The 20,568-nt window shown below is 68.7% G+C and carries 18 protein-coding genes and 1 pseudogene; 11 read left to right on the top strand and 8 right to left on the bottom strand.

Features of this window, described 5'->3' with window-relative positions; all coding sequences use genetic code 11:
• Positions 1 to 57 precede the first annotated feature (57 nt).
• The gene (locus EJ357_RS13970; protein ID WP_126391926.1) at positions 58 to 2,313 is read left to right on the top strand and encodes an MMPL family transporter; all 2,256 of its coding nucleotides are present in this window, start codon (positions 58 to 60) and stop codon (positions 2,311 to 2,313) included.
• Here the strand turns inward: EJ357_RS13970 and EJ357_RS13965 are convergent.
• On the bottom strand, positions 2,285 to 3,109 hold the full coding sequence (locus EJ357_RS13965; protein WP_126391925.1) for a serine hydrolase domain-containing protein: 825 nt from the start codon (positions 3,107 to 3,109) through the stop codon (positions 2,285 to 2,287). The two genes, EJ357_RS13970 and EJ357_RS13965, sit on opposite strands and share 29 nt — an antisense overlap.
• 19 nt (positions 3,110 to 3,128) lie before the next feature.
• A pseudogene (locus tag EJ357_RS13960) lies at positions 3,129 to 3,275 on the bottom strand (GNAT family N-acetyltransferase); the annotation flags it as partial.
• Positions 3,276 to 3,375: 100 nt separating this feature from the next.
• On the opposite strand from EJ357_RS13960, the gene EJ357_RS13955 reads away from it, so the two are divergent.
• Together EJ357_RS13955 and EJ357_RS13950 are read left to right on the top strand one after the other, a co-directional pair.
• Positions 3,376 to 3,888, top strand: a complete 513-nt coding sequence (locus EJ357_RS13955) for a MerR family transcriptional regulator (RefSeq protein ID WP_126391924.1) — start codon at positions 3,376 to 3,378, stop codon at positions 3,886 to 3,888.
• Positions 3,885 to 4,901 carry an aldo/keto reductase gene (locus EJ357_RS13950; protein ID WP_126391923.1) on the top strand — a complete coding sequence of 339 codons (1,017 nt, stop codon included), beginning with the start codon at positions 3,885 to 3,887 and terminating at the stop codon, positions 4,899 to 4,901. The genes EJ357_RS13955 and EJ357_RS13950 overlap by 4 nt, the downstream gene beginning before the upstream one ends.
• A gap of 110 nt (positions 4,902 to 5,011) precedes the next feature.
• On the opposite strand, the gene EJ357_RS13945 is transcribed toward EJ357_RS13950, so the two are convergent.
• The 3 genes from EJ357_RS13945 to EJ357_RS13935 all read right to left on the bottom strand — a co-directional run bounded on the left by EJ357_RS13945 (position 5,012) and on the right by EJ357_RS13935 (position 7,873).
• Entirely contained in the window at positions 5,012 to 5,878 is an 867-nt protein-coding gene (locus tag EJ357_RS13945) for a DUF4429 domain-containing protein (RefSeq protein ID WP_126399466.1), read from the bottom strand.
• A 57-nt stretch (positions 5,879 to 5,935) separates the two neighbouring features.
• A complete protein-coding gene (locus EJ357_RS13940) occupies positions 5,936 to 7,153 on the bottom strand; it encodes an alpha/beta hydrolase (protein WP_126391922.1) in 1,218 nt (405 codons plus the stop codon).
• Between the two features lie 93 nt (positions 7,154 to 7,246).
• On the bottom strand, positions 7,247 to 7,873 hold the full coding sequence (locus EJ357_RS13935) for a TetR family transcriptional regulator (RefSeq protein WP_126391921.1): 627 nt from the start codon (positions 7,871 to 7,873) through the stop codon (positions 7,247 to 7,249).
• Positions 7,874 to 7,939: 66 nt separating this feature from the next.
• Between EJ357_RS13935 and EJ357_RS13930 the strand changes: the two genes are divergently transcribed.
• Positions 7,940 to 9,559: an MFS transporter gene (locus EJ357_RS13930; protein WP_126391920.1), complete on the top strand. Its 1,620-nt coding sequence runs from the start codon at positions 7,940 to 7,942 to the stop codon at positions 9,557 to 9,559.
• Between the two features lie 271 nt (positions 9,560 to 9,830).
• Here EJ357_RS13930 and EJ357_RS13920 read toward each other — a convergent pair whose 3' ends face one another.
• Together EJ357_RS13920 and aceE are read right to left on the bottom strand one after the other, a co-directional pair.
• Positions 9,831 to 10,592, bottom strand: coding sequence for a potassium channel family protein (locus EJ357_RS13920; RefSeq protein WP_126391919.1), 762 nt, complete (start codon positions 10,590 to 10,592; stop codon positions 9,831 to 9,833).
• Between the two features lie 99 nt (positions 10,593 to 10,691).
• A complete protein-coding gene (aceE, locus tag EJ357_RS13915; protein ID WP_126391918.1) occupies positions 10,692 to 13,439 on the bottom strand; it encodes a pyruvate dehydrogenase (acetyl-transferring), homodimeric type in 2,748 nt (915 codons plus the stop codon).
• Positions 13,440 to 13,802: 363 nt separating this feature from the next.
• Here aceE and EJ357_RS13910 point away from each other — a divergent pair, with 363 nt between their 5' ends.
• The 6 genes from EJ357_RS13910 to EJ357_RS13885 all read left to right on the top strand — a co-directional run bounded on the left by EJ357_RS13910 (position 13,803) and on the right by EJ357_RS13885 (position 18,368).
• Positions 13,803 to 14,234 (top strand): DUF3052 domain-containing protein, encoded by a 432-nt coding sequence (locus EJ357_RS13910; RefSeq protein WP_175647390.1) that lies wholly within the window; start codon positions 13,803 to 13,805, stop codon positions 14,232 to 14,234.
• A 117-nt stretch (positions 14,235 to 14,351) separates the two neighbouring features.
• A complete protein-coding gene (locus EJ357_RS13905; protein ID WP_126391916.1) occupies positions 14,352 to 14,810 on the top strand; it encodes a peroxiredoxin in 459 nt (152 codons plus the stop codon).
• Between the two features lie 148 nt (positions 14,811 to 14,958).
• Positions 14,959 to 15,534: a calcium homeostasis/redox stress adaptation protein gene (locus EJ357_RS13900; protein WP_126391915.1), complete on the top strand. Its 576-nt coding sequence runs from the start codon at positions 14,959 to 14,961 to the stop codon at positions 15,532 to 15,534.
• Between the two features lie 121 nt (positions 15,535 to 15,655).
• Positions 15,656 to 16,231 (top strand): TerD family protein, encoded by a 576-nt coding sequence (locus EJ357_RS13895; protein ID WP_126391914.1) that lies wholly within the window; start codon positions 15,656 to 15,658, stop codon positions 16,229 to 16,231.
• A 126-nt stretch (positions 16,232 to 16,357) separates the two neighbouring features.
• Positions 16,358 to 17,506 carry a DUF475 domain-containing protein gene (locus EJ357_RS13890; RefSeq protein WP_126391913.1) on the top strand — a complete coding sequence of 383 codons (1,149 nt, stop codon included), beginning with the start codon at positions 16,358 to 16,360 and terminating at the stop codon, positions 17,504 to 17,506.
• A 124-nt stretch (positions 17,507 to 17,630) separates the two neighbouring features.
• Complete coding sequence (locus EJ357_RS13885) at positions 17,631 to 18,368, top strand: TerD family protein (RefSeq protein ID WP_126391912.1); 738 nt, start codon at positions 17,631 to 17,633, stop codon at positions 18,366 to 18,368.
• A gap of 36 nt (positions 18,369 to 18,404) precedes the next feature.
• On the opposite strand, the gene EJ357_RS13880 is transcribed toward EJ357_RS13885, so the two are convergent.
• Entirely contained in the window at positions 18,405 to 19,211 is an 807-nt protein-coding gene (locus EJ357_RS13880) for a TerD family protein (protein ID WP_126391911.1), read from the bottom strand.
• Between the two features lie 188 nt (positions 19,212 to 19,399).
• Here EJ357_RS13880 and EJ357_RS13875 point away from each other — a divergent pair, with 188 nt between their 5' ends.
• A complete protein-coding gene (locus EJ357_RS13875; protein ID WP_126391910.1) occupies positions 19,400 to 20,566 on the top strand; it encodes an HpcH/HpaI aldolase/citrate lyase family protein in 1,167 nt (388 codons plus the stop codon).
• Positions 20,567 to 20,568 lie beyond the last annotated feature (2 nt).

The following is a 20,568-nucleotide window of genomic DNA, read 5'->3' as shown; positions in this document are numbered from 1 at the left end:
CAGAGGGGCGTCCAATGGAGGTGATCGGACACCGCCCGGCAGAGAAGAGCCGAGCCCATGGCAGGACGCAAAGCCGAAGGGGGCCGGGGCGACGCCCCGAGAGGGGGACTGAGACGGCTCGGTGAGTGGTGCGCCCACCACTTCGTGATCGTGATCGTCGCCTGGGTCGTGGCGCTCGGCGCGCTCCAGGCGTTGAACCACATCCACGGCGGGGAGTACTCCGACGACTTCGCCCTGTCCGACGTGCAGTCCGAGAAGGGCCTGGACGTCCTGAAGGAGCACGATCCGCAGGCCGGCGGCTACAGCAGCCAGATCGTCATGCACGACTCGGACAAGTCCCTGTCCTCGTTCGGTTCACAGATGTCGACCACCGTCGCCGACCTGCAGAAACTGCCGCACGTCCTGTCCGTGCAGAACCCGCTGGAGGCGACCTCCTCGAAGGTCGGGCCGCTGTCCTCCGACGGGAAGACCGGCTACATCACCATTCGTTTCGACGAGCAGCCCTCCCTCCTCGGCGAGAGCTATCTGAACGGCGTCGACAACTCCGTGGAGCCGCTCAGACAGGCCGGCGTCGACGTCGAGTACGGCGGATCGCTCGGCGAGCTGGAGCGGCCCGCCGGCAACGACCGGATCAGCGAGGCGATCGGGTTCGGCGTCGCCGTCGTCGTCCTGCTGATCGGCTTCGGGAGTGTGATCGCCGCCGGACTGCCGCTGGTCACCGCGCTGATCGCGGTGGTCGGCGGTCTCGCCTGCCTGGGGCTGCTGGCCATCGCGTTCACCTTCGCAACGGTGTCGCCGACCCTGGCCACGATGATCGGCCTGGGCGTCGGCATCGACTACGCGCTCTTCCTGCTCACCCGGCACCGGCAGGGCCTCATGGACGGCGCCGATCCGGTGCGCGCCGCCGGGCACGCCGCCGCCACCTCCGGACGTGCGGTGCTGGTCTCCGGCACCACGGTGATCGTCGCCCTGATGGGCCTGTGGGTGTCCGGCGTGAGCTTCATCGGCAAACTCGGCGTCGCCGCGGCCGTCACGGTCGTCTCGGCCGTCCTGGGCGCGCTGACCCTGGTCCCGGCCCTGCTGGGGCTGGTCGGCCGCAACATCGACCGCTGGCACGTGCGCAAGCCCATCGCCGAGACCGAGGCAGGGGGCGAAATCTCCCAGGGCACCTGGCATCGCTACGCCAAGCGCGTCGAGCACCATCCGTGGCGGTATCTGTCCGCCGGTCTCGTCACCGTCGCGGTGCTGGCCATCCCCGTCTTCTCGATCCAGCTCGGCCACATCGGCGACGGCGCCGACCCCACGTCCTTCACCGACCGGCGGGCCTTCGACCTGATGACCGACGCGTTCGGCGCGGGATCCAACGGGCCGCTGACCATCGTCGTGGACCAGACCTCCGTACCGGACTCACAGCGCTCCGACCTGGCCTCGAAGACCCAGCAGGCTCTCAACGACGAGTCCGGGACCTCCTTCGTCAGCCCGCTGACGCCGACGCAGGACGGCGACGTCCTGGTCGGCACGGTCTACTCGTCGGTGTCCCCGCAGAACAAGGACACCACCGACCTGACGAACCGGCTCTACGACCACACCCTCCCCGACGCGGCCTCCGGCACCGACGCCAAGGGCTATGTCACCGGGACCACGGCCGCCCAGGTCGACTTCCGCAACATCGTCGCGGAGCGGCTGCCGCTGATCATCGCCGTCGTGGTGGGCCTCGCCTTCCTGATCGTCCTGGCGGTTTTCCGCGGCCTGCTCGTCGCCGTCAAGGCCGCCGTGCTCAACGTCCTGTCGATCGCGGCCTCGTACGGAGTCGTCGTCGCCGTCTTCCAGTGGGGCTGGGGCGGGCCCGCGCTGGGCGTCAACGGCAAGGTGCCCATCGAGAGCTATGTGCCGATGATGATGTTCGCGATCATCTTCGGGCTCAGCATGGACTACGAGATCTTCCTGCTGTCCCGGGTGCACGAGGCCTGGCTGCGCACCGGGGACGCGAAGGACTCGGTCGCCCACGCCCTGGAGATCACCGCGCGCGTGATCACCTGTGCGGCGCTGATCATGGTGAGCGTGTTCGCGGCCTTCATCATCAGCGACAACATCGTGGTGAAGATGCTGGGCCTGGGCCTCGCCGTCAGTGTGCTCATCGACGCCACCGTCGTACGTCTGCTCATGGTGCCCGCCGTGATGACGCTGCTGGGCAAGCACGCCTGGTGGACGCCCCGGTGGCTGGACAAGGTCCTGCCGCACATCGACACCGAGGGCGAGGGCGACACACTCGCCGCCGCCCCCGCTACAGCCCGGCGCGCACCGCGTCCGTGAACACCGGCCACGCCTCGACCGCCCAGGGCCCGAACGCCCGGTCCGTCAGCGCGACGCACGCCGCCCGCGCGTCCGGGTCGATCCACAGGAACGTACCCGACTGACCGAAGTGCCCGAACGTGCGCGGCGAGGACGAAGAGCCCGTCCAGTGCGGCGACTTGCCGTTACGGATCTCGAAGCCGAGCCCCCAGTCGTTCGGGTTCTGGTGCCCGTACCCCGGCAGTACGCCCTTCGTTCCCGGGTACTGCACGGTCATCGCCTCGGCGACCGTCCGCGGGTCCAGCAGCCGCGGCGCCTGCACCTCCGCCGCGAACCGCAGCAGATCCTCGACCGTCGACACCCCGTCCTTGGCCGGGGAGCCCTCCAGGGACGTGGCGGTCATGCCCAGCGGCTCCAGCACCGCCTGCCGCAGATACTCCGCGAACGGGATGTCCGTCGCCTTGGCGACATGGTCCCCGAGCTGCTCGAACCCGGCGTTGGAGTACAGCCGCCGCTCCCCGGGCGGGGCCGTCACCCGGTGCTCGTCGAAGGCCAGCCCCGAGGTGTGCGCGAGCAGATGGCGCACCGTCGACCCCTGCGGCCCGGCCGGCTCGTCGAGCTCGACCGCGCCTTCCTCGTAGGCGACGAGCACGGCGTAGGCGGCCAGCGGCTTGGTGACCGAGGCGAGGGGGAAGCGGTGCCCGACCGGGCCGTGGGCGCCGAGGACCGTGCCGTCGGCCCGTACGACACCCGCCGCGGCGGTGGGAACGGGCCAGTTCTCGATCAGTGCGAGGCTCTGCGTGGACTGCAAGGACATGCTTAGGAGCCTAAGCCGCTCAGAGCTTCAGAATCATCGTGGGGTCCGGCTTGTGGACGAAGCCGAGGCAGACGTAGAGCGGTTCGGCCTCCGGGGACGCGGTGAGCATGACCTGCCCGGCGCCCCGCTCGCGGAACCACGCCGGCAACTCGTCCAGGCACGCGCGCGTACCCCGCACGCCAACCACGGCGATCACGCCATGTCCCGTGCTTTTCTTACCGTTTCCGCTTGCTTGGAGCGCACTCCAAGGCCATAGCGTGGAGCGCATGACGGTGATGGAGACCACGAGTACCAGGACCGACAGCTGCGCCGCCCCGCCGCACCCGCACCGGCGGCCGGAAGGCCAGGACAGCTACACGATCAGCGAGGTCGTCGCCTTCACCGGTCTGACGGCCCACACCCTGCGCTGGTACGAGCGGATCGGCCTGATGCCGCACATCGGCCGCTCGCACACCGGCCAGCGCCGCTACAGCAACCGGGACCTGGACTGGCTCGACCTCGTCGGCAAGCTGCGGCTGACCGGCATGCCGGTCGCCGACATGGTCCGGTACGCCGAGCTGGTGCGCGAGGGCGACCACACCTTCGGCGAGCGTTTCGAACTGCTGGAGACGACCCGCCGCGACGTCCTCGCCCGGATCGCCGAACTGCAGGACACGCTCGCCGTACTCGACCGGAAGATCAGCTTCTACGCGGACGCGGGGCGCCTGTACGAGCAGGACAAGACGACGTACCAGCAGGACAAGACGTACCAGCAGGAGAAGACGGAGAAGGCAGGATGACGGACAGCAGCACGATCGCGACGGCACGACTCGGCGCGGAGGGCCCCGAGGTGGGTGTCCAGGGCCTCGGCTGCATGGGTATGAGCTTCGCGTACGGCCCCACGGACGCGGACGAGTCCAGGGCGACCCTGGAGCGCGCACTGGAACTCGGTGTCACCCTGTACGACACGGCGGACGCGTACGGCGCGGGCGAGAACGAGAAGTTCCTCTCCCCCTTCTTCAAGGCGCACCGCGACGAGGTCGTCATCGCGACCAAGTTCGCCCTGTCGATCCCGCCGGACGACCCCACCCGCCGCGTCATCCGCAACGACGCGCCGTACATCCGCCAGGCCGTCGAGGCGAGCCTGCGCCGCCTGGACGTCGACGTGATCGACCTCTACTACATGCACCGCCGGGACGTGAACGTCCCCATCGAGGAGACCGTCGGCACGATGGCCGACCTGGTCCGCGAGGGCAAGGTCAAGCACCTCGGCCTGAGCGAGGTGACGGCGGACGAGCTGCGCGCCGCGCACGCGGTCCATCCCGTCGCTGCCGTTCAGTCCGAGTGGTCCCTGTTCAGCCGGGACATCGAGCCGAAGGTCGTGCCGACGGCCCGCGAACTGGGCGTGACCCTGGTCCCGTACTCCCCGCTGGGCCGTGGCTTCCTGACGGGCTCCTTCGCCAAGGCCGAGGACCTGACGGCGGGCGACTTCCGCCGCCAACAGCCCCGCTTCACGGGCGAGAACGCCGCGGCGAACGCCGCCCTGCTGGACCCGATCCGCACGGTCGCCGAGTCCCACGGAGCCTCCCTCGGCCAGATCGCCCTGGCGTGGGTCCAGCAGCGGGCAGCCGTGCACGGACTCCCGATCGTCCCGATCCCGGGCACCCGCAAGCCGTCGCGGGTGGAGGAGAACGTGGGGGCGACGCGGATCGTGCTGAGCGAGGACGACTTGGCCCTGCTGGAGCCGATCGCGGCGAAGGTGGCAGGAGACAGGTACGCAGACATGCGGTTCGCTTCGGCCGGCCGGGAGTAGATGCTTTCAGGGGCGCGGGGCTGTGTCGATATGCGGCTCCGCCGCGTGGGCGCGGCCGGCCACATCCGGCCCGCAGCCGACCGGCAACCGTTCCCGGCAGACGCGTAGTCCTAAAGCTCCGCCAACAACTCGGCTTTCTTCACCGAGAACTCCTCATCCGTCACCAGCCCCGCCTGATGCAGCTCCCCCAGGTGACGAATCCGCTCGGCGATGTCGGCAGGATCCCGGCGCGGCGCAGCCGCAGCCGGGACAACCGCCGGCGTCGCCGAGCGATCCCGAACCGCCGCCAACACAGCCGCCGCGAACGGCAAGGACTCATGCACCGGCCCATACCCGAGCCCGAACACCACCGCCGCGGGATCCTGATCCGCCTGCGCCGGCTGCGCATCCCCCGCGTCGCGCCGCAACAGCCGTAGATGCCCCTCGAACACCTCCGGCGACCGCCACTCGACCCCACTCAGCTCGGCCACCGGAAAACTCTGGTCCCCGGCCTTCCACTTCGCCGAGGACGCCCCCGTCCAGAACCACCGGAACCGAACGACGCTCCCGTCGAAGGACGCCTTCGCGTCATACGCCTTGAACTGCAACGGCACTTCGGGCGCGCCAACGAGGAACTCCTCCGCCGGCCCGGTCTGCGTCAACTGCGCGCGCAACTCGTCGGCGTAGTACTCGGCGAGAGCGTCCCGCTCGGCCGGCAGCACCAGCCGGTACGGATCGCCGCCTTCCTTCAGCTGCCCGGCAGCCGCCTCCAGCAACGGATCGGCGCCAGGACGCGGTTCGAGGCGCAGGACCACCGTCCCGCGCTTTCCCGGCGTCAGCGTCACCCCGGCGATCGCCTCGAGAGGAACACGCCGCTCGCCCAGGGTCTGAAAGAGCTTAGGTGTTCGAATCCCCCGTTCGTAACGGATGAGCACGGAGTCGGACTCGAACTCCCAGGCGGCATGAAATCCGGCCAGTACGTCACCCATGCGGCTCATCGTATGCGGCACGCGCTCCTCCGTCGCCACCCCGCGCAGACCGCAATTCCTGCGCCTCTACGCGCGTCCGGCCGACGCCGTGTCGGACAAACCCGCCCGACAGGCCCCGGCATCATCAGCACACCGCACCGACTCGTACGCGCCAACCCCGATCTCGGCGAAGTTCGCCACGCTGTCCGTGCCCGGCTCGAAATAGCCGCCGTGCCCCTTCGCCTCCCGCGCCGACAGCACCCGGGCCCCGAACACCGCCGACACCGGGTCCTCCCCGTGCCCCAGCCCGCCGAGCTCCAGATACGGCACGTCCTGGACCCAGTCGTCCGCGTCCCGCATCGCCCACACCTGGGCGGACGTGCGCAACTGGGAGGCCTTCTCGACCCGCATGCCGGGGCTGCCGGCCACCGCTATGTCGGCCACCCGCTCGGGCAGGGTGTGCGCGGCCAGGCCGCACAGCACCGAGCCGTAGCTGTGGCAGAACAGGGAGACCGGCGAGGTGCCGGGCAGTGCCCGCACCAGCGCGTTCAGGCGTACGGCCCCGGGCGCGGCCCGCATCGCGGTCGCCGAGTCGATGCCGAGGCCGTCGGGCGCGGTGTAGTCGGCCCACGCGATCACGGCCGTACGCGTCGAAGGGCTCGCCGTGCGCTCGGCCGCGTACAGGGACTGCGCCATGCCGACCGGCGCGGAGTACTTGCGGCTGGTGCGCTGGAAATTCAGCAGGTTGGTGTCGACACCCGGGACGACGACCGAGATCCGCTCGGCCTTCGTCAGATCACCGAACACCTCCGCGGCACGCCCGGAGCCCTCCGGGTCGAAGGAGAGGATGTGCCGGTCCGGCGCCGTCATCGCCTCGAAGCGATGCATACGGCGGCCCGCCTCGCGCTGCCCGTCCGGCGTGAGTCTCTTGTCGTGCATGCGTTTGCGCTCGACCTCACGTGCCTCGTCGAGGGCGATGCGGTTGGCGCGGTAGCGCAGCTCGACGGGGGCGCCGTTCATGTTGCCGACCGCGAGCGGATAGCGGTCGGCGAGGGTGGCGCGCTGCTGGTCGGTGAGCGAGGCGAAGAAACGGGCGAGCCGGGTGGGGGAGGAGTCCGCCGTCGGCAGACGGTGCCCCGCGATGCTGCCGTGCTCCCAGGCACTGAGCGAGGCCTGGAGCGGTGTGGCGCCGCGGTGGTGGCGCATGGCGGTCCAGCCGGTGGTCGCCAGCATCACGAACACCACGGCCAGCGCGAGCAGTGCGCGCCAGACGTTCAGTTGCGGGGACGTGTCGAAGGAAGTCACTGGGAGGACACACTAGGAGAACGAGAGGGTCTCGCGTTAACCAAGTGACAGGTATCACGTTTCGATCACGCCCGGGTGAACCCGCCCATGACCTCAGCGTGTTCGCCAGCTCTCGCTGAGTGCGGGGCCCACCTGTTCGAGATGTGAGACGGCCAACGCCCGCATGGCGTCGAGACTGAAGTCCTCGCCCGTGCTCCACTGACGCTCCGTCAGGCGCATCACCCCGCCGAAGACGGCGACCGCCAGCCGGGGCCGCGGATCGGCGTCGACGTCGACACCTTCGCGCTCGGCGAGGATACCCGCGATCGCCTCCTCGATCTCCGCCGAGCGCCGCAGATGGGCGGCGAGCAGGACCGGTGTCGACTCGATCACCCGGTACATGCGCAGATACAGCGCGATCGGTACGACGGCCTCGACCACCTCGTTGAGCGTGTCCCAGCCCTCCAGCACGGCCTGTCGCAGCGCCTCCATCGGCGCCTCGTGCGGCGGGCGCTCGCGCACCGCCTCCAGGAAGTGCTCGACCGTGATGTCCTGCAGCGCGAGGGCGGCCTCCTCCTTGCCGGCGAAGTAGCGGAAGAAGGTGCGCTGCGAGACGTCGACGGCGCCGGCGATGTCGTCGACGGTGGTCTGCTCGTAGCCCTGGGTGGTGAAGAGCTCCAGCGCGGTGCGCAGCAGCGCGTCCCGGGTGCGCTGCTTCTTGCGTTCGCGCAGTGTTTCCATAGGTGTCAGTTACCGACTTGTGAATTGGTTTGTCAATTGTCAGCGGCTGTCATTAGCCTCGAACGCATGACTAGTCAGACCACCATCGAAACGACGGGGTCGGGGGGCAAGGCGCCGGCAGCTCCGTCGGACGCGGCGCCGGCCAAGGGCCTGCGCGGCCACCCTTGGTTCACCCTGATCACCGTCGCAGTGGGGGTCATGATGGTGGCCCTCGACGGCACCATCGTGGCCATCGCCAACCCGGCGATCCAGAAGGACCTCGGCGCCACCTTCGCCGAGGTGCAGTGGATCACCAACGGCTACTTCCTCGCCCTGGCCGTCGCCCTGATCACCGCCGGCAAGCTCGGCGACCGGTTCGGGCACCGCCAGACCTTCCTGATCGGCGTGGTCGGCTTCGCCGCCGCCTCCGGTGCGATCGGGCTGTCCAGCAGCATCGCCGCGGTCGTCGTCTTCCGCGTCTTCCAGGGCCTGTTCGGCGCGCTGCTGATGCCGGCCGCGCTCGGCCTGCTGCGGGCGACCTTCCCGGCCGAGAAGCTCAACATGGCCATCGGTATCTGGGGCATGGTCATCGGCGCGTCCACCGCGGGCGGCCCGATCCTCGGCGGCGTCCTCGTCGAGCACGTCAACTGGCAGTCGGTGTTCTTCATCAACGTGCCGGTCGGCATCCTCGCCGTCGTCCTCGGCGTGCTGATCCTGCTCGACCACCGTGCCGAGAACGCCCCGCGCTCCTTCGACGTCCTGGGCATAGCCCTGCTGTCGGCCGCGATGTTCTGCCTGGTCTGGGCCCTGATCAAGGCCCCGGAGTGGGGCTGGGGCTCCGGTCGGACGTGGCTGTTCATAGCCGGGTCGGTACTGGGCTTCGCGCTCTTCGCCTTCTGGGAGACGAAGGTGAAGGAGCCGCTGATCCCGCTCGCGCTGTTCCGTTCGGTCCCGCTCTCCGCGGGCGTCGTGCTGATGGTCCTGATGGCCATCGCCTTCATGGGCGGCCTGTTCTTCGTGACGTTCTACCTCCAGAACGTCCACGGCATGAGCCCGATCGACGCGGGTCTGCACCTCCTGCCCCTCACCGGCATGATGATCGTCGGCTCCCCGCTCGCTGGTGCGATGATCACCAAGCTGGGCCCGCGTGTCCCGCTGGCGGGCGGTATGGCGGCCACCGCGATCGCCATGTACGGCATGTCCACGCTTGAGACGGACACGGGCAGCGGCATCATGTCGCTCTGGTTCGCCCTGCTCGGCCTCGGCCTCGCACCGGTCATGGTCGGCGCCACGGAGGTCATCGTCGGCAACGCGCCGATGGAGCTCTCCGGTGTGGCCGGCGGTCTTCAGCAGGCCGCGATGCAGATCGGCGGCAGCCTCGGTACGGCCGTCCTGGGCGCCGTGATGGCCTCCAAGGTCGACAGCGACCTCGCCGGCAACTGGACGTCCGCGGGGCTTCCGCCGCTGACGGCGGCCCAGGAGGCCCAGGCCTCCGAGGCGGTCCAGGTGGGCGTGGCCCCCTTGGCTCCGGGCACCCCGGACGCCATCGCGGCGAAGATCACGGACGTCGCGCACGACACGTTCATCTCGGGCATGAGCCTGGCGTCGCTGGTCGCCGCGGGGGTGGCGGTCGTGGCGGTCTTCGTGGCCTTCCTCACCAAGCGGGGCGAGAACGCGGAGGCGGGCGCGGGCGCCGCGCACATCTAGCCTGCGGATGGCCTGCGGCCGGCTGGGCGGGTGCGGCTGCGCCGTAGGGGCCCGGACCGGCTGCGGACCGCAGGGCGTGGGGTGGCTGGTCGCGCAGTTCCCCGCGCCCCTCGGGGCATTTCAGCCCGTCCGGCGTTTGAGGACGAGGCCCCTTTCGGGCCGAAGCGGGGGTCCGGGGGCGGCAGCCCCCGGGGACGGGACGGGATAGGGGCGGCGGGGGCGAAGAACCCCCGACGCCCGCACCCACGCCGCACACCTACGAATCAGCCGGCTAACGCACCTTCTCCTCGCCGACCTGGCCCGGCAACCCCGTCCCCGACAGCGAAGCGACCTCCGCCCGCAGGGCCCGCACCTCCTCCGTCAGTACCCGTATCGCCTCCGTCTGGCGTCGCTCCTCCACGTCGTCCATCTCGAACCGCGCTATGAACCACGCGGCGATGTTCGCGGTCACCACACCCAGCAGCGCGATCCCCGAGAGCATCAGCCCCACCGCGAGCATCCGCCCCACACCCGTGGTCGGCGCGTGATCGCCGTACCCGACGGTCGTCATCGTCGTGAACGACCACCACACCGCGTCACCCAGCGTCTTGATGTTCCCGTTCGGCGAGTCCCGCTCGACGGACAGCACCGCCAGCGACCCGAACATCAGCAACCCGACCACCGAACCGGCGACATACGTCGTCAGCCGCACCTGCGACGCCATCCGCGCCCGCTGCCCGACGAGCAGCAGCGTGGACACGAGCCGCAGCAACCGCAGCGGCTGCACCAGCGGCAGCACCACCGCGGCCAGGTCGAGCCAGTGGCCGCGCACGAACTCCGCCCGCCGCTCGGCGAGGACGAGCCGGATGACGTAGTCCAGCGCGAACGCGCCCCACACCACCCACTCCACCGAGAGGCACGCGGACACCACCTCAGGGCTCGCGTCCGGGTCGACGATCGGCACGGCGTAGGCCACGGCGAACGCCAGAGCCAGACCGAACAGTGGCCGCTGGGTGCGCCGTTCCCAACGGACTTGTACGGGAGCTTCCTTCATGGCCGCATCGTAGGAAATGTGAAGGGGTGGTGTATCCCGCAGGTCACGTCGCTCACCCACGGGCACACCACCCCATCCGGTCGTTGACGCCGGTGGACGCTACGCGTCGCCTCCCGCGGCCCCGGGATCGGCCGCCGACACATCGAGCAGCTGGTAGCGGTCGATCGCCTGCTTCAGCACCGACCGGTCCACCTTCCCCTCCTTCGCCAGCTCCGTCAGCACGCCCACCACGATCGACTGCGCGTCGATGTGGAAGAAGCGGCGGGCCGCACCACGGGTGTCGGCGAAGCCGAAGCCGTCCGCGCCCAGCGACTGGTACGTGCCCGGCACCCACCGGGAGATCTGGTCCGGCACCGACCGCATCCAGTCGGAGACGGCCACGAACGGTCCTTCGGCGCCGCTCAGCTTGCGCGTCACGTACGGCACCCGCTGCTCCTCCTCGGGATGCAGCAGGTTGTGCTCCTCGCACTCCACGGCATCGCGCCGCAGCTCGTTCCAGGAGGTCGCCGACCAGACGTCGGCCTTGACGTTCCACTCCTCGGCGAGGATCTTCTGCGCCTCGAGCGCCCACGGGACCGCCACACCGGACGCGATGATCTGCGCCGGGATCGACCCCGCCGGGCCCTCGCCGAGGCGGTAGACGCCCTTGAGGATGCCCTCGACGTCGACGTTCTCCGGCTCGGCCGGGTGCTGGATCGGCTCGTTGTAGACGGTGAGGTAGTAGAAGACGTCCTCGCCGTGCGGGTGCGCCTCCGAGCCCCCGTACATCCGCCGCAGACCGTCCTGCACGATGTGCGCGATCTCGTACGAGTACGCCGGGTCGTACGCCACACAGCCCGGGTTCGTCGAGGCGAGCAGCTGCGAGTGGCCGTCGGCGTGCTGCAGGCCCTCACCGGTCAGCGTCGTGCGGCCGGCGGTCGCGCCCAGCACGAAACCGCGCGCCAGCTGGTCCGACATCTGCCAGAACTGGTCGCCGGTGCGCTGGAAACCGAACATCGAGTAGAAGACGTAGACGGGGATGAGGGGTTCGCCGTGCGTGGCGTACGCCGAACCCGCCGCGATCAGCGAGGCCGTGCAGCCCGCCTCCGAGATGCCGTCGTGCAGCATCTGGCCCTGCGGCGACTCCTTGTACGCGAGCAACAGATCACGGTCGACCGCCTCGTACTGCTGGCCGAGCGGGTTGTAAATCTTCGCGCTCGGGAAGAAGGAGTCCATGCCGAACGTGCGGTACTCGTCCGGTGCGATCAGTACGAACCGCTTGCCGAGCTCCTTGTCCCGCATGAGGTCCTTGAGGAGACGAACGAAGGCCATGGTCGTTGCGATCGACTGCTGGCCCGAGCCCTTCTTCACGGTCGCGAACGTCTTGTCGTCCGGAAGCGCCAGCGGCTTGGACCGCACGACACGCGTCGGGACGTAACCGCCGAGCCCCTTGCGGCGGTCGTGCATGTACTGGATCTCCTCGGAGTCCCGCCCGGGGTGGTAGTACGGCGGGAGCCCGCTCTCCAGGTCCTTGTCGGCGATCGGCAGGTGCAGCCGGTCGCGGAAGCGCTTGAGGTCGTCGACCGTCAGCTTCTTCATCTGGTGCGTGGCGTTGCGGCCCTCGAAGTTGGGCCCGAGCGTCCAGCCCTTGATCGTCTTGGCGAGGATCACCGTCGGCTGGCCCTTGTGCGCCCGGGCGGCCGAGTAGGCGGCGTAGATCTTGCGGTGGTCGTGACCGCCGCGGCCCAGGTGCAGGATCTGGTCGTCGGTCATGCCCTCGACCATCGCGCGCAGCCGCTGGTCGTCACCGAAGAAGTGGTCGCGGATGTAGGCGCCGGTCTCGGTGGCGTACGTCTGGAACTGGCCGTCCGGCGTGGTGTTCATCCGGTTGACCAGGATGCCGTCGCGGTCCTGCGCGAGCAGCGGGTCCCAGGTGCGGTCCCAGATCAGCTTGATGACGTTCCAGCCGGCGCCGCGGAAGATCGACTCCAGCTCCTGGATGACCTTGCCGTTGCCGCGCACCGGGCCGTCGAGGCGCTGCAGGTTGCAGTTCACGACGAAGGTGAGGTTGTCCAGGCCCTCGCGGGCGGCGATGGACAGCTGGCCGAGCGACTCCGGCTCGTCCATCTCGCCGTCGCCCAGGAACGCCCACACATGCGACTTGGAGGTGTCGGCGATGCCGCGCGCCTCCATGTAGCGGTTCATCCGCGCCTGGTAGATCGCGCCGATCGGGCCGAGCCCCATCGACACCGTCGGGAACTCCCAGAAGTCCGGCATCAGCCGCGGGTGCGGGTAGCTGGACAGCCCGTACGGCGCCTTCGACTTCTCCTGCCGGAACGCGTCGAGGTTCTGCTCGTCCAGCCGGTCCAGCAGGAAGGCGCGCGCGTAGATGCCCGGAGAGGCGTGACCCTGGAAGAAGACCTGGTCGCCGCCGTCGCCCTCGTCCTTGCCGCGGAAGAAGTGGTTGAAGCCCACGTCGTAGAGCGAGGCGGAGGACGCGAAGGTGGCGATGTGGCCGCCGACGCCGATGCCGGGCCGCTGGGCGCGCGAGACCATCACGGCCGCGTTCCACCGGGTGGCGTTGAGGATCCTGCGCTCGATCTCCTCGTTGCCCGGGAAGAAGGGCTCGCTCTTGGTGGGGATCGTGTTGACGTAGTCCGTGCTGCGCATCTCGGGCACGGCCACGCGCTTCTCACGGGCCCGCTCGATCAGCCGCAGCATCAGATAGCGGGCCCGCTCCCGGCCGCGCTCGTCCACGGCGGCGTCGAGGGAGTCGAGCCACTCCTGGGTTTCCTCGGGATCGAAGTCAGGAACCTGACTCGGAAGGCCGCCAATGATGATCGGGTTGCGATCGGATCCGGAAGCCACGCTGTTCCTTACCTGTCAGAGGGCTGTGTTTCTGGGGTTTCTCAGTGCCTGCACCGCTCCCCATCGTGTACCTCGGGGGACCAAACGTCATCTCTACTGTGGGGTAACCGTGGGTCTGGTAAACGGCTGAGTGCCCACGCATGGTTCCCAAACTCACAAAGGGGGCAGATTGGTGTGGTGCGCGTCACCTTGAGACGATGAGGGTGTGCCTGGAGTTGCGGTGACACGTTCAGGATCGTCACCGTTTCGGCGGTCTGGACGGCCGGGTACTTGCGCGATCCGTCCCGCCCGTGTGGACTACGGCCAATGCTTCGCGCACGCGCGTGGCTGAGTTATTCCCAAGACATGATCAGGAGGCAACCCGTGAGCGCGACCGCGGACCACGCGGAGACGAGCCCTGCCGTGAGGCTGGGGTTCCAGCCCGAGCAGGTGGTCCAGGAGATCGGCTACGACGACGACGTAGACCAGGAACTCCGCGAGGCCATTGAGGAAGTCGTAGGCAGCGAGCTCGTGGATGAGGACTACGACGACGTCGCCGATGCCGTGGTGCTCTGGTTCCGCGACGAGGACGGCGACCTGACGGATGCGCTGGTGGATGCCACCACGTACATCGAAGAGGGCGGCTCGATCCTGCTTCTCACGCCGAAGACCGGCCGTGACGGCTACGTGGAGCCCAGCGACATCTCGGAAGCCGCGACCACGGCGGGGCTGTCGGCGTCCAAGAGCGTCAGCGTCGGCAAGGACTGGAGCGGCAGCCGTCTGGTGACGCCCAAGGCCGCCAAGTCCAAGAAGTAACCGGTGGCGGTGCCGGGCCGGGCCGACAGGCCCGGCCCGGCCTCCTGCACGGGCCGCGGTGGTCGCTGCATAGGGTGGGAGCCACCCGAACAGCCCCACCGAAGGGACATCCACGCGATGGCGATCCAGGTCGGCGACAAGGCCCCCGACTTCGAGCTCAAGGACAACCACGGCGCCACCGTGAAGCTCTCCGACTTCCGCGGCTCCAAGAACGTCGTCCTGCTCTTCTACCCCTTCGCCTTCACCGGCGTGTGCACCGGTGAGCTGTGCGAGGTGCGCGACAACCTGCCGCAGTTCTCCGACCGCGACACCCAGGTGCTCGCCGTCTCCAACGACTCCATCCACACCCTGCGCGTCTTCGCCGAGCAGGAGGGCCTGGAGTACCCGCTGCTCAGCGACTTCTGGCCGCACGGCGAGGTCAGCCGTGCCTACGGCGTCTTCGCCGAGGACAAGGGCTGCGCGGTGCGCGGCACCTTCGTCATCGACAAGGAGGGCGTCGTGCGCTGGACGGTCGTCAACGCCCTGCCGGACGCGCGCGATCTGGGCGAGTACGTCAAGGCGCTTGACACCCTCTGATCCCGTCCGACCCCTCTGGTGCCCGACACCTGTGATTCTTCGGCACCAAGGCCTGCGTGCTACGGGAACCCGTCACTAGGATCGACTCGTTGATCCGATATCAAACGCACGGCGGGGCTCCCCGCCCCTGGACACCAATGGAGGACTCGTGGGAGTCAGCCTCAGCAAGGGCGGCAACGTATCACTGAGTAAGGAAGCGCCCGGTCTGACCGCGGTCATCGTCGGTCTGGGGTGGGACATCCGCACCACGACCGGCACCGACTTCGACCTGGACGCCAGCGCGCTGCTGCTGAACCCGGAGGGCAAGGTCGGCAGCGACGCGAACTTCGTCTTCTTCAACAACCTCAAGAGCGCCGACGGCTCCGTCGAGCACACCGGTGACAACCTCACCGGTGAGGGCGAGGGCGACGACGAGCAGATCAAGATCAACCTCGCGAGCGTCCCGGCGGACGTCGAGAAGATCGTCTTCCCGGTGTCGATCTACGACGCCGAGAACCGTCAGCAGTCCTTCGGCCAGGTCCGCAACGCGTTCATCCGTGTCGTGAACCAGGCCGGTGGCGCCGAGATCGCGCGCTACGACCTCTCGGAGGACGCCTCCACCGAGACCGCGATGGTCTTCGGCGAGCTGTACCGGCACGGCGCGGAGTGGAAGTTCCGCGCCATCGGCCAGGGCTACGCCTCGGGTCTGCGCGGCATCGCGCAGGACTTCGGTGTGAACGTCTGAGTTCCTTCACCCCAGGAGTGAAGGTCCAGGACGCCACTGGCTGAGTCCGGCGCCGCACCGTTTGGGTGCGGCGCCGGATGCGCAGGACAACCAAAGAAGTACAACCTGGGGAGGACCATTCATGGGCGTCACGCTCGCCAAGGGGGGCAACGTCTCCCTGTCCAAGGCCGCACCCAACCTCACTCAGGTGATGATCGGGCTCGGCTGGGACGCACGCTCCACCACCGGAGCCGACTTCGACCTCGACGCCAGCGCCCTGATGTGCAACAGCGGACGGGTCCTGGGCGATGAGTGGTTCGTCTTCTACAACCAGCTCACGAGCCCGGACGGCTCGGTTGAGCACACCGGCGACAACCTCACCGGTGAGGGCGACGGCGACGACGAGTCGCTCCTGATCGATCTCTCCAAGGTGCCGGCCCACTGCGACAAGATCGTCTTCCCGGTCTCCATCCATATGGCCGACGAGCGCGGCCAGACCTTCGGTCAGGTCTCCAACGCGTTCATCCGCGTCGTGAACCAGGCCGACGGCCAGGAACTCGCCCGCTACGACCTGAGCGAGGACGCCTCGACGGAGACCGCCATGATCTTCGGCGAGGTCTACCGCTACCAGGGAGAATGGAAGTTCCGAGCGGTGGGGCAGGGGTACGCGTCGGGCCTGAGGGGCATCGCGCTGGACTTCGGGGTCAACGTCTCATAACGCGATATGAGCAAAAGCCGGGGCCCGGTGGGGCGTGAAGGGGAGCCGACTAGACTTCGGCTTCAAAAGTTCGTAAAGCCGAGTGCGGCGCGGGGGAGCCCCGTACACACAGGGATTGGGTAGCCAGTGGTTCTGAAAACCTTCGGCTGGTCGTTCGCGGTCACCGCGCTCGGCCTCGTCGCAGCGGTCCTCTTCGGGGGGTGGACCGCCTTCGGCGTCGTGGCGATCCTCTCTGTCCTGGAGATCTCGCTGTCCTTCGACAACGCGGTGGTCAACGCCGGAATCCTGAAGAAGATGAATGCCTTCTGGCAGAAGATCTTCCTCACCATCGGCATCCTGATCGCCGTCTTCGGCATGCGACTGGTCTTCCCCGTCGTGATCGTCGCGGTCAGCGCGCAGCTGGGCCCGATCGAGGCGGTCAACCTCGCGCTCAACGACAAGGACCAGTACCAGCAGCTCGTCACCGACGCCCACCCGTCGATCGCCGCGTTCGGTGGCATGTTCCTGCTGATGATCTTCCTCGACTTCATCTTCGAGGACCGGGACATCAAGTGGCTCGGCTGGCTGGAGCGCCCGCTGGCCAAGCTCGGCAAGGTCGACATGCTGTCGGTCTGCATCGCGCTGGTCGTCCTGCTGATCTCGGCGCTGACCTTCGCGACCAACGCCCACCAGCACGGTGGCGCCCATGTTGACAAGGCGGAGACGGTTCTGCTCTCCGGCATCGCCGGTCTGATCACGTACATGATCGTGGGCGGTCTCTCCGGCTACTTCGAGGACAAGCTCGAAGAGGAGGAGGAGCGCGAGCACGAGGCCGAGGAAGAGGCCGAGCGCGCCGGTAAGCCCCGCTCCGCGGTCGCCCTGGCCGGCAAGGCCGCGTTCTTCATGTTCCTCTACCTGGAGGTCCTGGACGCGTCCTTCTCCTTCGACGGCGTGATCGGCGCCTTCGCCATCACCAACGACATCGTCCTGATGGCGCTGGGCCTCGGTATCGGCGCGATGTACGTCCGGTCGCTCACCGTGTACCTCGTGCGCCAGGGCACCCTCGACGACTACGTCTACCTGGAGCACGGCGCGCACTACGCGATCGGCGCACTCGCCATGATCCTGCTGGTCACCATCCAGTACGAGATCAACGAGATCATCACCGGCATGGTCGGTGTCGTCCTGATCGGCTGGTCCTTCTGGTCCTCGGTCCGCCGCAACCGCGCGCTGGCGGCCGCCGAGGGAAAAGCGGAGACCTCGGACGAGAAGACTGAGGTCTCGTCCGGGGTGTGACACACCTGCGGGTGAGGAACGCTCTGTGCGGGGCGGCCGGTGCTCCGGCCGCCCCGCCGGTTTTTCCAGGTGACCGTGGTTCCTTCGTGGTGGACGCGGTTCTTTCGTGGGACGTGGGGGCGGAATGGGCTTCTTGGACGGACTCTGGCGTGGCCGGGCGGCCGAGTTCGACTCGGGCAGCGCGTCGTCGAACTCGATCGAGCTGACGAAGCGGCACGACCGGGTCTCGCTCACCAAACAGGGCGCGGCCACCGGGCATCTCCGGGTCAACCTGGCCTGGCGGATGCGGACGTCGGACATCGGGGGCTCACAGCGGGAGAGCCTGTTGCGGCATCCCTTCAAGGCGCTCAAACCGCCGGAGGTGCTCGGGCACAGCCAGAGCATGGTCAACGTGGACCTCGACCTCGGGTGCCTGTATGAGCTGGCCGACGGGACGAAGGGGGTCGTGCAGCCGCTGGGCGGGTTCCTCGGGGACGTGAACTCGCCGCCGTACGTGAAGCTCAGCGGGGACGACCGGTTCGGGTCGGCGTCCGGGGAGACGATGTACGTCAACCTTGATCACCGGGAGGAGATCAAGCGGCTGCTGGTCTTTGTGTACATCTATGACCAGACGCCGGCGTTCGACCGTACGCACGCGATCGTCACCCTGTATCCGAGCAACGGGCCGCGGATCGAGATAGGTCTCGACGAGCGGCATCCGCAGGCTCGGTCGTGTGCGGTGGTGATGATCGAGAACGTGAAGGGGGAGCTCTGGGTGCGGCGTGAGGTGAAGTTCGTCTACGGGTTCCAGGCCGAGCTGGATCGGTTGTTCGGGTGGGGGTTGCAGTGGGGCCGGGGATACAAAACCAAGGCGGAGAGGTAGTCGCCTACAGTCCCGCACCCCAGCAGGGCGTGTCCCTCACCGCCCGATGAACTGCGGGCCCTGTGGGGGCAGGCGGAACTCCGAGGCCGGTGCCGCCGCCGTCACCGGGGGCGGGTAGCCGTAGCCCGACTGGGCCGTGGCCGGCTGGCTGGTGGGCTGGGGGTAGCCGTAGGCCGGCTGGGTCGGCGGGGGCTGCTGGGGGTAGCCGTAGGACGGCTGGGGCGGGACCGTGGTCGTCGGCTGCTCGGGGGGTAGCGGCTGGGAGACCTCGGGGGCCGGGGCGGGGCCGTCCAGGGTGTCCGACTCGTCCACCGAGATACCGAAGTCCGTGGCCAGGCCCTTGAGGCCGTTGGAGTAGCCCTCGCCGAGCGCGCGGAACTTCCAGCCCTCGCCGCGGCGGTACAGCTCGCCGCAGATCAGGGCGGTCTCCTGGCCTGTTTCCGGCTTGATGTCGAAGTACGCCAGCGGATCACCGTCGGTGACCGTCGCGTCGTACAGCAGGATGCGCAGATCCCGTACGCGGTCGAAGGCGACGCCGTCCGCCGAAGCGACCAGCAGAATCTGGCCGACGCCGGACTCGACACCGGCGAGATCTGTCTGGATGGTGTCGGTGAGACCTTCGGCGAGCCGCTTCTTGCCGAGCCGCCAGACCTTCCCCGAGGGGTGCCGGGGCTGGTTGTAGAAGACGAAGTCCTCGTCGGAACGCACACGACCTTCGGGGCCGAGGAGCAGAGCCGAGGCGTCGACATCCGGGACCCCCTGCCCGGGCGTCCAGCGCAGCACGGCGCGTACCGTCGTGGCTTCGAGCGGGACGTTCGACCCCTTCAACATCGCGTGCGTCATGCCGTCATCCTGCCTTCTCCGTCCTGGGCACGACAACGCGGGGGTACGAGCGGTCGTGCGCGGGCGTGTTTGTCCGCGTTACCAGAAATTCATGCCCGTCGGGAACCCCTGACATGGGTATCTACGTACTATTACCGGCCACCTGCGAACGGGTCACAGGGGCCTCTGAGGCATCACGGGGGAGTTCTATGCGTCATTTCGGGCACATCGCCCCAGAGGTGCGGCAGCGCCTCTTCCACCAGGAGTCGTGCGAGTTCTCCGCCGACTCCCCGGCCCGGCTGCTCTCCGCGGCTCTGGGCGCCACGCTCTACAGTCCGGCCACCCGGCCGCGGCTCGCCGACGACATCGTCAAGCAGGCGAAGAACGGCGTGGTCTCGATGGTGCTGTGCCTGGAGGACTCCATCGGCGACGAGGACGTCGCTGCGGGCGAGGAGAACCTCGTCCGTCAGTTCGCGGACCTCGCCGGGAGGGCGGGCACGGCCCTGCCGTTGCTCTTCGTCCGGGTGCGTACGCCCGAGCAGATTCCCGACCTCGTCCGGCGCCTGGGCCCGGCCGTGCGGCTGCTGTCCGGGTTCGTGTTCCCCAAGTTCACCGAGGAACGCGGCATCCCCTTCCTGGAGGCCCTGACCGCCGCCGAGACCGCCGGCGGGCGGCGGCTGTTCGGCATGCCCGTGCTGGAGACGCCCGAGCTCATGTACCGGGAGTCCCGCGTGGACGCCCTGGAGGGCATCGCCCGCGCCGTCGACAAGTACCGGGACCGGGTGCTCGCGCTGCGCCTCGGCGTCACCGACTTCTGCTCCGCGTACGGACTGCGGCGCGCGCCCGACATGACCGCCTACGACGTCCAGATCGTCGCCTCCGTGATCGCCGACGTCGTGAACATGCTGGGCCGGGCCGACGGCACCGGCTACACGGTGACCGGACCGGTCTGGGAGTACTTCCGCGTCCCCGAACGCATGTTCAAGCCGATGCTGCGGACCAGCCCGTTCCTGGAGGGGCAGGCCGTCGAGCTGCGCGAGAAACTGATTGAGCACGCGATGGACGGGTTGCTGCGGGAGATCTCCCTCGACCACGCCAACGGCCTGCTGGGCAAGACCTGCATCCACCCCTCCCATGTGCCGGCGGTGCACGCGCTGTCCGTCGTCAGTCATGAGGAGTACAGCGACGCCGTCGACATCCTGCGGCCGGAGCGCGGCGGCGGGGGCGTGCTGAGATCGCAGTACACCAACAAGATGAACGAGGTGAAGCCGCACCGAGCCTGGGCCGAGCGCACCATGCTGCGCGCGGAGGTCTTCGGCGTCGCGCGTGAGGACGTCAGCTTCGTGGATCTGCTGGCCGCCGGAATTCCCGGCTGAAC

The sequence above is a fragment of the Streptomyces cyaneochromogenes genome (genome assembly GCF_003963535.1).
Lineage (GTDB): Bacteria > Actinomycetota > Actinomycetes > Streptomycetales > Streptomycetaceae > Streptomyces > Streptomyces shaanxiensis.
This window is presented reverse-complemented; position numbering and strand designations above follow the sequence as displayed.